We start from the raw sequence: 12,161 nt of genomic DNA, 5'->3' as shown, positions 1-12,161 counted from the left end.
ATGAGCGACATCCAGTACCTGGTCGAGCGTTACATCGCCGTCTGGAACGAGACCGACGCGGCCGCCCGGCGGCAGCAGATCGACGAGGTCTTCGCGGCGGACGCGCGGTACACCGACCCGCTGGCCGACGTCACCGGGCCGGACGCGCTCGACGCGGTGATCGGCGCCGTGCAGGCGCAGTTCCCGGGCTTCGTCTTCACGCTGGGCCCGGTCGACACCCACCACCACATCGCCCGCTTCACCTGGGAGCTGGGCCCGGCGGGCGGCGAGTCGCTGGTGGTCGGCTTCGACGTGGCCGAGACCGGCGACGACGGCCGGATCCACAGCGTCCTCGGGTTCCTCGACAAGGTTCCCGCCGGAGCCTGACGGTCGCGCGGCGGCCCTCCGGGGCCGCCGCTCCCCTCCCCCCTCAACCCCGCTTTTTCGTTCCTTCGCGACAGGAGTTCCGTCATGGCTTCGGCCTCCTCCACCCTCAACCCGCCCGTGCGCCGGAGCGCCGCTCCGGCCGCCGAACGGTCCGGCCTGGGCCTGCTGGTCCTCCTGGTCGCGACCTTCATGACCTCGCTCGACGTCTTCATCGTCAATGTGGCCATCCCGGCGGTGCAGAGCGACCTGCACGCCGGAACCGCCGCGATCCAGTGGGTGGTCGCCGGCTTCGGACTCGCCGTCGCCACCGGTCTGATCACCGCGGGACGGCTCGGCGACATCTTCGGCCGCAGGCGGATGTTCGCCGTCGGTCTGGCGCTGTTCACCGTGACCTCGGCGGCGTGCGGCTTCGCACCCACCGCCGGAACCCTGGTGGCGGCCCGCGTGCTCCAGGGGCTGTCCGCCGCCCTGATGGGCCCGCAGGTGCTGGCGATCCTGCAGACCGCGTACACCGGCAAGGCCCAGGCCCGCGCGTTCAGCATGTACGGCCTGACGATGGGTATAGGCGCCGTCTTCGGCCAGCTCATCGGCGGTCTGCTCATCAAGGCCGACCTGCTCGGACTCGGCTGGCGGGCCTGCTTCCTGATCAACGTGCCGGTCGGTCTGGCCGCGCTGGTCCTGGTGCCGTCGGCGCTGCGTGAGTCGCGGGCCCCGCGGCGGCCGCGGCTGGACAACACCGGTGTGGCGCTCTCCACCGCCGCGGTGGTCGCGCTGGTCCTCCCGCTGATCCAGGGCCGTGCGCTCGGCTGGCCGCTGTGGACCTGGCTGTGCCTCGCGGCCTCCGCCGTCCTCTGCGCGCTCTTCGTCCGCCACCAGAACGCGCTCGGCGCCAAGGGCGGCGACCCGGTGCTCAACCTGGAACTGTTCAAGCAGCGCGCCTTCCGCCTCGGTTCGCTCTCCCAGCTCGTCTTCTGGACCGGCCAGGGCTCGTTCTTCCTGATCCTCGCGCTCTACCTGCAGGCGGGCCGCGGCCTGGACGCGCTCGGCTCGGGTGTGGTGTTCCTGTCGATCGGCGGCGGCTACCTGGTCACCTCCACCACCGCGCACCTGGTGGCGGCCCGCCTCGGCAGCCGTACCGTCCCGGCCGGGGCGCTGGTGATGGCCTCGGGTCTGGGTCTGCTGTGGGCGGCGGCCGAGCACTCCGGCACCACCGGCAGCCTGTGGCAGCTCGTCCCCGGACTCGTCCTGGACGGTGTCGGGATGGGCATGGTGATCGCCCCGCTCACCCACGACGCCCTCGGCGCGGTCCCCGCCCACCTGGTCGGTTCCGCCTCCGGGGTGGTGGCCACCATCCAGCAGATCGGCGGCGCGCTCGGCATCGCCCTGATCGGGATCATCTTCTACGGGGCGGCCGGTGACGGTGCGCCGGGCAGGTACCCGCACGCCTTCGGTCTCGGTCTGGCCTTCCTCCTCGGCCTGGAACTCGTCCTCGCCGTCCTGACGATCGTGGTCCGGGGCAGGGACCAGGAGGCGGCGCACTGACCGCGCGGTACGCAACGAGTAAGGGACGCCCACCCAGGTGGGCGTCCCTTACTGATGTGCCGGAAAAGTCGTCGGGAACGAATCGCCGTCCCGGTTCCTCTGGAGGGTGACGTATTCGCGACACCCGAGGAGACGGCCGTGCTGGAGACGACGCGGAAGACCCAGACATCGACGACGCACGCGGCGGCCACCGCGGTCGCCACCGTGCTCACCGCCGACGGCCTGATGCATCTGTTCTGGGCGACGCGCGCCGGGTGGTGGCCCGCCCATGACGCCCGCACACTGTCGCTCGCGGTGCTCGGCAAGGACGTGCCGTTCACCCCGCCCATCCTGCTGCCGCTGGCGACGGTGCTGTTCTGCGGCGCGGGGGTGGTGGTGGCGCGGGCCCGGCTCGGCCGCGGCCACCGCTTCGGCCGGGTGTGGCAGGCCGGGACGGTGGCGGTGGCCTGCGGGGTGTCGGCGCGGGCGCTGGCCGGGATGGTGTGGGCGCTCGGCAGCCATGTGGGGCTCGACCCGGCCGCGGGCGATCGGTTCCGGTGCCTCAACACCGGCCTCTACACTCCGCTGTGCGCCGCGCTCGCGGTGGCCGCCGTGACCGTACTGCGCGGAGACGATCCGATCCGTGGCTGACCAGCCGACCTCTCCCGCGAGGGACTCCGCCGCCACCGCCCGTCTGGTGAGGGCCGCGCAGCGCGGCGACACCCTGGCGATGAACGACCTGCTCGACGAACTCGCCCCGTTCGTCGGCAGGATCTGCGCGCCCATCGCGCTCGACGACGGTCCCGACGCCGCGCAGGAGGCGCTCGTCGCGGTCTTCCGCAATCTGCGCGGCCTGAAGGAACCGGCCGCGCTCTACGGCTGGGTGCGGGCCATCGCCGCACGTGAGGCGGTACGGGTGGCCCGCCGCTCGGCCCGTGCGATCCCGGCCGAGCTGACCGAGGTGCCCGCCCCCGGCGACCCGCAACTCGCCGCCGACATCCACGACGTGCTCAACCGGCTGTCCCCCGAGCACCGGGCCGTCCTGGTGCTGCGCGACCTGGAGGGGCTCGACGAACGCGCCGCGGCCGAGCGCCTCGGGCTGCGCGTCGGCACCGTCAAGTCCCGCCTGCACAGGGCCCGTGACACCTTCAGAAAGGCGTGGTCCGCATGACCGTCCACTGGCCCACGTCCGATCCCGATCCGGTACGCCGGCTGCACGCGCTCGCCGCCGGGGTCCGGGGCGCCCGGGTGACCGAGCGGGTCATCGACGCGCCGCTCGCCACCGTCTGGCCGCTGGTGGCCGATCTGGAGGGCGAGTTCGGGCGGATCGTCACCGACATGGCCCGGGTGCGGGTGGTCGGCCGCGACGGCGACCGGCTCGAAGCCGTCGCCCGCAGCCGGTTCGGGCCGCGGGCCCGCTTCGACGGGGTGCTGCGCCCGGGGTGGTGCTGGCTGCAGAGCCGCTTCCTGCTGATCGGGATCGCCGCCACCGAGGCGCCGGACGGGCTCACCACCACCGTCGCCTTCACCGGCGGGGTGCGGCTGCCGGGGCGCGCCGCGCTGCTTCCGCTGGGCGTGCGCGCCGAGGGCCGCCGCAGTCTCGCCCGGCTCGCCGAGCGGACAGCCGCAGCCGCGCGGCCGGAAGGCTGAGGGCTGAGGGCTGAGGGCTGAGGGCTGAGGGCTGAGGTTAAGGCTCCCCCGTACTCCCCGGCCTCCCCCGGCGGCGGCCCGAGCGGTCAGCTCCTGCGCAGCCGTACGACGGGGATGTCCCGGTCGGTCTTCTTCTGGTAGTCCTCGTACGGCGCGTACACGTCGAGCAGATGCGGCCAGACGCGGGCCTTCTCGTCGGGCGAGAGCGTCTCGGCGAGGGCGGGGAACCGCTCGGGGCCGACGCGCAGATGGACCTCGGGGTGCTCCTGGAGGCTCAGGTACCAGGCCGGATGCTCGGGCGCGCCGCCCTTGGAGGCGACGATCAGGTAGTCCCCGCCGTCCCGGCCGTAGATCAGGACGGTACGCCGCCAGGTACCGCTGCGGCGGCCCCGGTAGTCGAGGAGCAGGCAGGGCGAGCCCATCAGGTCGGTGCCCTCGGTGCCGCCCGACTCCTCGTACTTCCTGGCCTGGTCGGCCACCCACTGCTCCGGGCTGATCTGCACCTGTGCCGGGTCGTAAGACGTCGTCATGCGTGTGCCTTCCTGGGTGAGTATGTCTTACTTTAGGCGCGGCTGGGGCGGATGGGGCGTCAGAGACCCGGTGCCCCCCACACGGGGAACCAGCGCGCCATGTCGTTCTCCAACCGCAGATCGTTGGCCACCAGCGCCTTGACCTGCAACTCCAGGGTGTTGTCCCGCTTCTCGCCGGGCAATGGTGCGAACGGGTAGAAGGAGCCGCGCTTGTAGAGGTAGACGAGGGCCAGCGAGTGGCCGACGGCGTCCTTGAAACCGAGGAGGGAGCAGAGCAGCTGCGGGCCGAAGCCGTGCTCCTCCAGCGCGGAGTTGACGGCGTGCAGATCGGTCACCAGGTCGGTGATCTCGGTCGGCTGCCGACGGGCGAGCAGCCAGGTGTAGCCGAAGGTGTCCTGGCTGGACTCGGTGCCCAGCAGCGCGTGCAGATCCTGCTGGATCTCGGCGAAGGCGCCGCCCTCGACGGCCGCGAAGCACACCGAGCCGAGCCCGGTGGGCCGCAGGTCGCTGGCGGCCTCCAGGGTGAGGGCGGCGGAGGAGAGCCCGAAGAGCTGGTCGAGGTCGGGCCTGACCGGTTTGGTGCGGCCGAGGAGGACGTCGAGCAGCCCCATCAGTGGCGGCCCAGTTCGAGGGTGATCCGGCCGAGCTGCTCCAGCCGCTCGTCGAGGGTGGGGTGGGTGGACAGCAGCTGCGAGAACCCGACGCCGGCGCTGAGGGCCGGGGCGAAGTAGAAGGCGTTGAACGGCTGGGCCTTGCGCAGGTCCTCGGTGGGGATGGCGGCCATGTGGCCGCTGACCTTGGTGAGGGCGGACGCCAGCGACGAGGGGCGGCCGGTGAGCAGCGCGGCGCTGCGGTCGGCGGACAGCTCGCGGTAGCGCGACAGCATCCGGGTCAGCAGGAAGCTGATCGCGTAGACGACGGCGCTGACCAGCGGGATGAGGATGACGATGAGGGCGGTGTTGGGGTCGCGGTTCCTGCGGAAGCCGCCGTAGAGCCCGATGCGGGTGATGACCCCGGCCAGGATGCCGAGGAAGGAGGCGATCGTCATGACCGCGACGTCCTTGTGCGCGACATGGGACAGCTCGTGGGCGATGACGCCCTCCAGCTCGTCGGGCTCCAGTCGGCGCAGCAGGCCGGTGGTGGCGCACACCACGGTGTTCTTCTGGTTACGGCCGGTGGCGAAGGCGTTGGGCACGTCGGAGTCGGCGATCGCGACCTTGGGCTTGGGCATGTCGGCGAGCGCGCAGATCCGGTCGACGACGCCGTGCAGCTCGGGTGCCTCCTCGGCGGTGACCTCCCTGGCGCCCATGCTGAAGGCGGCGATGCGGTCGCTGAACCAGAACTGCGCGACGAACAGCAGGCCCGCGATCACCAGGATCATCGGCCAGGCTCCCCGCAGCAGTGCCAGCAACGCACCCACGAAGACGACGTAGAGCAGACCGATGAGGAACATCGTGACCACCATGCGGGTGGTCAGTCCCCGGTCGGCCGCGAAGCGGTTGCGAACCATGGCCCCTCCGAGAGGTGCGGGGCGCGGACCGCAGGCGACGGCCCGTCGAGCCTCGTAGTCGAGTGTGCACCCGATTCCACTGTGCACCCCCTTCAACGACGACGACGAGCCGTCGGGTTCCGCTCAGACCCTCACATCAAGGACCAATTTGCCGAAGGTTTGCCGGTTGCGGATGTCCTCGTGGGCCCGGGCCACCTCGGAGAGCGGATAGACGCCGCCGACCTGGGGTACGAGGCGGCCCCGCGCGGTCATGTCGAGCAGTTCCGCCATGGGCTCGCGGTACATCCCCGGGCGGCCGAGGCAGTGCATCAGCCAGAAGCCGACGACCGCCCGGGAGCGGCCCATGAGCTGAGCGGCCTGGACCGGGGTCGGAGGTGTCCTGGACGCCATGCCGTAGGTGACGAGGCGGCCGAACGGGGCGAGCGCGGCGAGCGAGGCGTCGAAGACCGGGCCGCCGGTCATCTCCAGGACGATGTCCACCTTCTTGCCGCCGTTGGCCTCGACCAGCCGCTCCTTCATGCCCTCGGGATCGGCGTCGATCGCGATGTCCGCGCCGAGTTCCAGGGCGAGGTCGCGCTTCTCCTTGGACGAGGCGGTGGCGATCACCCGGCCGGCGCCGAACGCCTTCGCGAGCTGCACGGCGAGCGAGCCGGTGCCGCCCGCCGCGGCGTGCACCACCACGCTCTCCCCCTCGGCCAGCCGCGCCGAGGTGCGCAGCAGGTGCCAGGCGGTGAGCCCCTGGACGACGAGGGCGAGCGCCTGGCCGTCCGTGACGCCGTCGGGCACGTCATGGGCCAGATACGCCTGGACGGCGGCCTTCTCGGCGTAGCCGCCGTTGTCGGTGAGGGCCACCACCCGGCGGCCGTCGGCGGTGCGGCCGACGACCTCGGCGCCGGGGACCATCGGCAGTGTCGAGCGGGAGAGGTACGAGTCCTCGACCGTGTGGGTGTCGGCGTAGTTGACGCCGGCGGAGTCGACGTCGACGAGGAGCTGGCCGGGGCCCGCCACGGGATCGGGCAGTTCCGCCTCCCGCAGGACCTCCGGTCCGCCGAACTCGGTGATCTGGATGGCGCGCACGTCGACTCCTCCGGGTGGTGGTGCGGTTCCGTCAGGGAAGACCTTACCGACTGGTCGGTATGTACGCGAGAGGGACCCTCAGAGCGCCGGGACCGGCTGGGGCGGCGGCGGTCCCACATAGCGCGCGGCCGGGCGGATGATCTTGCTGTCCTCGGCCTGCTCCAGGATGTTGGCACTCCAGCCGACGACCCGGGCAGCGGCGAAGGTGGGCGTGAACATCTCCCGCGGCAGCCCGGACAGCTCCATCACCACACCGGCGAAGAACTCGACGTTGATGTGGAGTTCGCGGCCGGGCTTCAACTCGGCGAGTATCGCCTCGGCGCGCGACTCGACCTGCACGGCGAAGTCGACCAGGTCGCCGCCGATACCGCGGGCGATGCCCTTGAGCATCCGCGAGCGCGGGTCCTCCGTGCGGTAGACGGGGTGGCCGAAGCCCATGATGCGGTCGCCCGCGAGGATGTGCTCGCGCAGCCAGCCGTCGATCCGGTCCGGGCTGCCGATGGCGTCCAGGGTGTCCAGCGCCCGGCTCGGGGCACCGCCGTGCAGCGGCCCGGACAGGGCGCCGATCGCGCCCACCAGGCAGGCGGCCAGGTCGGCGCCGGTGGAGGCGATGACGCGGGCCGTGAAGGTCGAGGCGTTGAAGCCGTGGTCGACGGTCGAGATCAGATAGCTCTCGATGGCCCGGACCCTGGCCGGGTCGGCCTCCTCGCCGGTCAGCATGTAGAGGTAGTTCGCGGCGTACGGCAGGTCGTCCCTGGGCGCGACCGGCTCCAGGCCCTGGCCGAGCCGGTGCAGCGCGGTCAGCAGCGTGGGGACGACGGCGCAGGCCGCCAGCGCGTCCTCGCGCCGCCGCTCGGGGCCGATGTCGTACAGCGGCCGGAAGCCCGCCGAGGCACCGGCCAGCGACAGGGCGGTACGGAGTCCGGCGAGCGGGCCCGACAGGGCGGTGGAGCGCGCGATCGCCGGGAGCGCGTCGGCCACGTCCGGGGGCAGGTGCCGCAGCGGGGCCGTCCTGGCGGTGAACTCCGCGCGCTGGGCGGCGTCGGGAAGCGTGCCGTGGAACATCAGGTGCCAGACGTCCTCGAAGCCGCGGGTCTGCGCCAGTTCGACGGCCGAGAACTCCCGGTAGTGGTAGAAGCCCTCGAGTCCGCGGACGTCGCCGAGGGATGTCTCGGTGACGATCACGCCCTTGAGACCGCGGGGTACGTCGATCGGGGCGTTCTGCTCGGTGGTCGGCATCGGTGTCCTCCTTGGGTGTTGACTTGACTGTCCATGATTGATTTTATTTCTGTCAACATTGATTAGATCCACGATCAATCAATATGGACGCTGATGTTGACCGGGATACGGTGAGGCCATGGACGATCAAGGTGCCGCCGAGGCGGCCGAGGCCGCCGACGCTGACGCTTCGGCGCAGGACACGGGATCGGGCTCTGGCTCTGGCTCTGGCTCTGAGGGACGGATCAGCACCCGGGAGGCGGCGCGGCGGCTCGGGGTGAAGCCGGAGACGCTCTACGCGTACGTCAGCCGCGGCCTGCTCACCAGCCGCCGGGTGCCGGGCGGGCGGGGCAGCACCTTCGACCCCGGCGAGGTCGCGGTGCTGGCCGGACGCGGACGGCCGGGCAGCGGCGCGCAGGACCGGCCTGCGGAGGGCGCCGCCGACGGCGGCTGGGGCCGGATCCCTACCAGCGTCACCCTGATCGAGGCCGACCGCTACTCCTTCCGTGGCGTCGACGCGACAGCGCTGGCCCGCGCGTACTCCTACGAGGAGGTCGCGGAGTGGGTGTGGACCGGCGAGCTGCGGCGCGGTGTCCGCTTCACCGCTCCCCCGGAGCCGCTGGCGGCGGCGCGCCGGGCGGCCGGTTCGCTCCCCGCGGCCAGCGGACCGATGGACCGGCTGCGGGTCGCCGTCATCGCGGCGGCGAGCGCGGACCCGCTGCGGTTCGACCTGTCCCCCGAGGCGGTGCTGGGCACGGCCCGGAGCCTGATCCCCACCCTGGTCGACGCCCTGCCAGCGGCCGGGCAGCCGCACCGGGGCGCGGGACGGCTGGCCTGGCGGCTGTGGTCGCGGCTGACCGCGCTGCCGCCGGACGACGCCTCGCTCAGGGTGTTGGACGCGGCGCTGGCCCTGCTCATCGACCACGACCTGGCCGCCTCGACACTGGCCGTACGAGTCGCCGCCTCCGCCCGCGCGCACCCTTACGCGGCGGTGTCCGCGGGCCTGGGCGCGCTGGACGGCCCCTTGCACGGCCAGGCCAGCGCGCTGGCCCACCGGATGCTCGCCGAGGTGCTGGAGCGGGGCGGCGCCGGGCCGGTCGTCGCCGGACAACTGCGCGCCGGGCAGCGGATCCCGGGCCTCGGCCACCGGCTCTACCAGGGCGAGGACCCGCGGGCCACCCTGCTCTTCGACCTGCTCACCGAGGTGCCCGCCGCCTCCGACGCGCTCGCCGCCGCCCGCGACGTGGTGGCGACCACCGCCCGGCACACCCCCCTGCACGCGAACGTGGACCTCGCGCTCGGCGTGCTCTCCGTCGCCTGCGCGATGCCCGAGGAAGCGGGCGAAACGGTCTTCGCCGTCGCCCGCACCGCGGGCTGGATCGCGCACGCCCTGGAGGAGTACGCGGAGCGGCCCCTCCGGATGCGCCCCAGCGGCCTCTACCAGGGCCCGCGCCCACCCCAACCGCTCCCCTGAGAGCGCCCGGCCGCTAGCCGCGCCCCGTCACGGGCGGGCCATGTGTGCGGCCCGTGGACGCGCCCCCGTCAGGGGCGCGGGGAACTGCGCGACAAGCCACCGCGGCGGCGCGCGTCACCACCGGCCCTGGGCGGCAGTCGCTGTCGTTTCCCGACCATCGGCCCACCGTGGGCCGCACCCGGTGCGGCCCACGGCCTTCAGACCCGGGTCAGACGGGGGACGCGGCCTACGAGTTCGGCCCACTCGGAGTCCACCTGGCCGGGCACCATGCGGCCCGCGGACCGCCACTGGGCGGCCAGTGCCGCGAAGACCGGGGCGTCCGCGGCGCCCTGCAGAACCGTTCCACCACGGACGGGTCGCCACGCCCCCGCGTCCTCCGTACCGTTCGTCTCGCCGCTCGCCGGGCTCCACTGCGTCGCTGCCATACGCCGACCAACGACAGGGAAGCGGGCCGCGCCACTACGCATACGGTCGGCACCATCCTTATGAGTGAACGGCCAGGAATTTCCTGCGGCCGCCGCCCGTTGTGGGGGGCATGAGCACTGTGGAGCTGACCAAGGAGAACTTCGACGAGGTCGTGTCGGCGCACGATTTCGTCCTCATCGACTTCTGGGCCGCCTGGTGCGGGCCGTGCCGGATGTTCGCGCCGGTCTACGACAAGTCGTCGGAGAAGCACCAGGATCTGGTCTTCGCCAAGGTCGACACGGAGGCGCAGCCGGAGCTTGCGGCCGCCTTCCAGATCCAGTCGATCCCGACGTTGATGATCGTCCGCGACAAGGTCGCGGTCTTCGCGCAGCCGGGCGCCTTGCCCGAGCCCGCGCTCGAGGACGTGATCGCGCAGGCGCGCGCCCTCGACATGGACGAGGTCCGCAAGTCCGTCGCCGAGGCCCAGGGCAGCTGACCTCACCCCTCCCCCACCGCACCCTCGTTCCGCCGCCACGGCCCGCAACCCGTACGGCGTATCCGGCGGTGCCGGACCGGCAGCAGCCCCCGCGGGCTGAGCCCGGACCGGCACCGCCGGACCGCGTTTGCCCGGATCGCGCAACCCGCGCCCGGAGGGCGTTGTCAGAGGGTGGGCCTAGGGTCGAGGGGTGAGCGGTGGAGACATGCGGGTGGGGGTGGTGGGTGACCCGGTAGGAGGCGGCGGCAGGCTGTGCCGTCTCGACGGCGAGGGGGCGGTGCTCGGCGGGGTCGAGGCGGTGCCGGACCTCGCCGCGGAGGTGGCGCGCCGGGAGGCGGCCGACGCACCGCGCTGGGTGTGGGCGGGCACCGACGAGACGTACGCGGCGCTGCTGGACCGCGGCGCGCCCCGGGTGGCCCGCTGCCATGACGTCAAGCTCGTGGAGTCGCTGCTGCTCGGCCAGGAGAGCAGGCACGGCAGACCACGTTCGCTGGGCGCCGCCTGGGCGCGTCTGCAGGGGCTGCCCGAGCCGCCGGACGCGCCCGAGCCCGGCGCCGACGACCAGCCGGTCCTCTTCGCCGCCGACCGGCGCCACCTGCCGCTGGACGTCGACCCGTTGACCGCGCTGGTCGCCGTGCACGCCGCCCAATTGCGCCGGATCGCCGCGGGTGAGCACCCCGACCGGATGCGGCTGCTGTGCGCCGCGGAATCCGCGGGCGCCCTCGCCGCGGTGGAGATGGGGCGCGACGGCCTGCCGTGGAGTGCCACGGTCCACGACGCGCTGCTCACCGGCCTGCTCGGCCCGCGCCCGGCGGGCGGCAACCGGCCCGCGGTGCTCGGCGAACTGACGTCGAGGATCCAGGACGCCCTCGGCCGCCCGGTCAATCCCGACTCCCCCGCGCAGATCCTGCCCGCCTTCGCCCGGGTCGGCGTCCATCTCACCTCCACCCGCTCGCACCAGCTGCGCGAGGTGGACCACCCCGCCGCCGCGCTGCTGCAGCGCTACAAGGAGCTGTCGCGTATCCACGCCGCCCACGGCTGGGCATGGCGGGAGAGCTGGGTGCGCGACGGCAGGTTCCGCGCGGAGTACGTGGTGGGCGGTGTCGTCTCCGGCCGCTGGGCCACCCGCGGCGGCGGGGCGCTGCAGATCCCGCGGCTGCTGCGCTCGGCGGTGGTCGCCGACCCCGGGCACCGTCTGGTGGTCGCCGACGCCGGTCAGCTCGAACCCCGGGTGCTGGCCGCGATGTCCGGCGACGCGGGTCTCGCGGCGGCCGCCGCCGACGGCGACCTCTACGCGGCGCTGGCCCGCGACGCCTTCGGCGGCGACCGCCAGCGGGCGAAGATCGCGGTGCTCGCCGCGATGTACGGCCAGACCAGCGGCGAGGCGGGCCAGTTGCTGGCCATCATGCGGCGCCGGTTCCCCGCCGCCCTGGCGCTGGTGGAGGCCGCGGCCAGGACCGGCGAGGCGGGCGGGATCGTACGGTCCCAGCTGGGCCGTACCTCTCCGGCGCCGTCCGCCGAGCGGTTGCTCGACGACACGGCCGACCCCGCGGACGGGGCGTCGCCCGACCGCAGGGCCGCCCGTTCCTGGGGGCGCTTCACCCGCAACTTCGTGATCCAGGCGAGCGCCACCGACTGGGCGCTGGCCGTGCTCGCCTCGCTGCGCCGCCGGCTGACCGCCCTGGGGCCCGAGCCCCGGCTGGTGTTCTTCCAGCACGACGAGGTGATCGTGCACACCCCTGCCGCGCTGGCGCCGGAGGTCGAGCGGGCGGTGGCGGCGGCGGGCGACGAGGCCCGCCGCCTGGTGTTCGGTGCCACCCCGGTGCCGTTCCCCTTGGAGACACACGTGGTGGAGTGCTACGCGGACGCCAAGTAGCCCGCCCGCACAGGGCGTGCGCGCCGTCCCCGGTCGGC

The 12,161-nt window shown here is 73.3% G+C and carries 14 protein-coding genes; 8 read left to right on the top strand and 6 right to left on the bottom strand.

The window, feature by feature from the left end:
• The 5 genes from AB0M29_RS07625 to AB0M29_RS07605 all read left to right on the top strand — a co-directional run bounded on the left by AB0M29_RS07625 (position 1) and on the right by AB0M29_RS07605 (position 3,537).
• Positions 1-366 (top strand): nuclear transport factor 2 family protein, encoded by a 366-nt coding sequence (locus AB0M29_RS07625; protein ID WP_365380391.1) that lies wholly within the window; start codon positions 1-3, stop codon positions 364-366.
• A gap of 84 nt (positions 367-450) precedes the next feature.
• Positions 451-1,908 carry an MFS transporter gene (locus AB0M29_RS07620; RefSeq protein ID WP_365380388.1) on the top strand — a complete coding sequence of 486 codons (1,458 nt, stop codon included), beginning with the start codon at positions 451-453 and terminating at the stop codon, positions 1,906-1,908.
• A gap of 138 nt (positions 1,909-2,046) precedes the next feature.
• The gene (locus AB0M29_RS07615) at positions 2,047-2,538 is read left to right on the top strand and encodes a DUF3995 domain-containing protein (protein ID WP_365380385.1); all 492 of its coding nucleotides are present in this window, start codon (positions 2,047-2,049) and stop codon (positions 2,536-2,538) included.
• A 79-nt stretch (positions 2,539-2,617) separates the two neighbouring features.
• Positions 2,618-3,058, top strand: a complete 441-nt coding sequence (locus AB0M29_RS07610; RefSeq protein WP_365381018.1) for a sigma-70 family RNA polymerase sigma factor — start codon at positions 2,618-2,620, stop codon at positions 3,056-3,058.
• Positions 3,055-3,537 (top strand): hypothetical protein, encoded by a 483-nt coding sequence (locus AB0M29_RS07605; protein WP_365380382.1) that lies wholly within the window; start codon positions 3,055-3,057, stop codon positions 3,535-3,537. Before AB0M29_RS07610 ends, AB0M29_RS07605 begins: the two co-directional genes overlap by 4 nt.
• Positions 3,538-3,623: 86 nt before the next feature.
• On the opposite strand, the gene AB0M29_RS07600 is transcribed toward AB0M29_RS07605, so the two are convergent.
• From AB0M29_RS07600 to AB0M29_RS07580, 5 genes are all read right to left on the bottom strand, one after another.
• Positions 3,624-4,067 (bottom strand): nitroreductase family deazaflavin-dependent oxidoreductase, encoded by a 444-nt coding sequence (locus tag AB0M29_RS07600; protein WP_365380379.1) that lies wholly within the window; start codon positions 4,065-4,067, stop codon positions 3,624-3,626.
• Positions 4,068-4,126: 59 nt separating this feature from the next.
• The gene (locus AB0M29_RS07595; protein ID WP_365380377.1) at positions 4,127-4,678 is read right to left on the bottom strand and encodes a hypothetical protein; all 552 of its coding nucleotides are present in this window, start codon (positions 4,676-4,678) and stop codon (positions 4,127-4,129) included.
• Positions 4,678-5,577: a zinc metalloprotease HtpX gene (gene htpX, locus AB0M29_RS07590; protein WP_365380374.1), complete on the bottom strand. Its 900-nt coding sequence runs from the start codon at positions 5,575-5,577 to the stop codon at positions 4,678-4,680. Before htpX ends, AB0M29_RS07595 begins: the two co-directional genes overlap by 1 nt.
• Positions 5,578-5,700: 123 nt before the next feature.
• Complete coding sequence (locus tag AB0M29_RS07585; RefSeq protein WP_365380371.1) at positions 5,701-6,654, bottom strand: NADPH:quinone oxidoreductase family protein; 954 nt, start codon at positions 6,652-6,654, stop codon at positions 5,701-5,703.
• A 78-nt stretch (positions 6,655-6,732) separates the two neighbouring features.
• A complete protein-coding gene (locus tag AB0M29_RS07580) occupies positions 6,733-7,893 on the bottom strand; it encodes a citrate synthase/methylcitrate synthase (protein ID WP_365380369.1) in 1,161 nt (386 codons plus the stop codon).
• Positions 7,894-8,011: 118 nt separating this feature from the next.
• Between AB0M29_RS07580 and AB0M29_RS07575 the strand changes: the two genes are divergently transcribed.
• Entirely contained in the window at positions 8,012-9,346 is a 1,335-nt protein-coding gene (locus tag AB0M29_RS07575; RefSeq protein ID WP_365380366.1) for a citrate/2-methylcitrate synthase, read from the top strand.
• 197 nt (positions 9,347-9,543) lie between these two features.
• On the opposite strand, the gene AB0M29_RS07570 is transcribed toward AB0M29_RS07575, so the two are convergent.
• Complete coding sequence (locus AB0M29_RS07570; RefSeq protein WP_365380364.1) at positions 9,544-9,771, bottom strand: hypothetical protein; 228 nt, start codon at positions 9,769-9,771, stop codon at positions 9,544-9,546.
• Between the two features lie 110 nt (positions 9,772-9,881).
• On the opposite strand from AB0M29_RS07570, the gene trxA reads away from it, so the two are divergent.
• Positions 9,882-10,247 carry a thioredoxin gene (trxA, locus tag AB0M29_RS07565; protein WP_365380361.1) on the top strand — a complete coding sequence of 122 codons (366 nt, stop codon included), beginning with the start codon at positions 9,882-9,884 and terminating at the stop codon, positions 10,245-10,247.
• Between the two features lie 190 nt (positions 10,248-10,437).
• A complete protein-coding gene (locus tag AB0M29_RS07560) occupies positions 10,438-12,123 on the top strand; it encodes a bifunctional 3'-5' exonuclease/DNA polymerase (protein ID WP_365380358.1) in 1,686 nt (561 codons plus the stop codon).
• Positions 12,124-12,161: the final 38 nt, after the last annotated feature.

Origin of the sequence: Streptomyces sp. NPDC051976 (assembly GCF_040680795.1) — a bacterium.
In the GTDB taxonomy this organism is placed as follows: domain Bacteria; phylum Actinomycetota; class Actinomycetes; order Streptomycetales; family Streptomycetaceae; genus Actinacidiphila.
This window is presented reverse-complemented; position numbering and strand designations above follow the sequence as displayed.

Bases quoted from the DNA above. Each gene is read 5' to 3' on its own strand.
- AB0M29_RS07625 (WP_365380391.1), top strand. From the start codon at position 1: ATGAGCGACATCCAGTACCTGGTCGAGCGTTACATCGCCGTCTGGAAC.
- AB0M29_RS07620 (WP_365380388.1), top strand. From the start codon at position 451: ATGGCTTCGGCCTCCTCCACCCTCAACCCGCCCGTGCGCCGGAGCGCC.
- AB0M29_RS07610 (WP_365381018.1), top strand. From the start codon at position 2,618: ATGAACGACCTGCTCGACGAACTCGCCCCGTTCGTCGGCAGGATCTGC.
- AB0M29_RS07605 (WP_365380382.1), top strand. From the start codon at position 3,055: ATGACCGTCCACTGGCCCACGTCCGATCCCGATCCGGTACGCCGGCTG.
- AB0M29_RS07600 (WP_365380379.1), bottom strand. From the start codon at position 4,067: ATGACGACGTCTTACGACCCGGCACAGGTGCAGATCAGCCCGGAGCAG.
- AB0M29_RS07595 (WP_365380377.1), bottom strand. From the start codon at position 4,678: ATGGGGCTGCTCGACGTCCTCCTCGGCCGCACCAAACCGGTCAGGCCC.
- htpX (WP_365380374.1), bottom strand. From the start codon at position 5,577: ATGGTTCGCAACCGCTTCGCGGCCGACCGGGGACTGACCACCCGCATG.
- AB0M29_RS07580 (WP_365380369.1), bottom strand. From the start codon at position 7,893: ATGCCGACCACCGAGCAGAACGCCCCGATCGACGTACCCCGCGGTCTC.
- AB0M29_RS07575 (WP_365380366.1), top strand. From the start codon at position 8,012: ATGGACGATCAAGGTGCCGCCGAGGCGGCCGAGGCCGCCGACGCTGAC.
- AB0M29_RS07570 (WP_365380364.1), bottom strand. From the start codon at position 9,771: ATGGCAGCGACGCAGTGGAGCCCGGCGAGCGGCGAGACGAACGGTACG.
- trxA (WP_365380361.1), top strand. From the start codon at position 9,882: ATGAGCACTGTGGAGCTGACCAAGGAGAACTTCGACGAGGTCGTGTCG.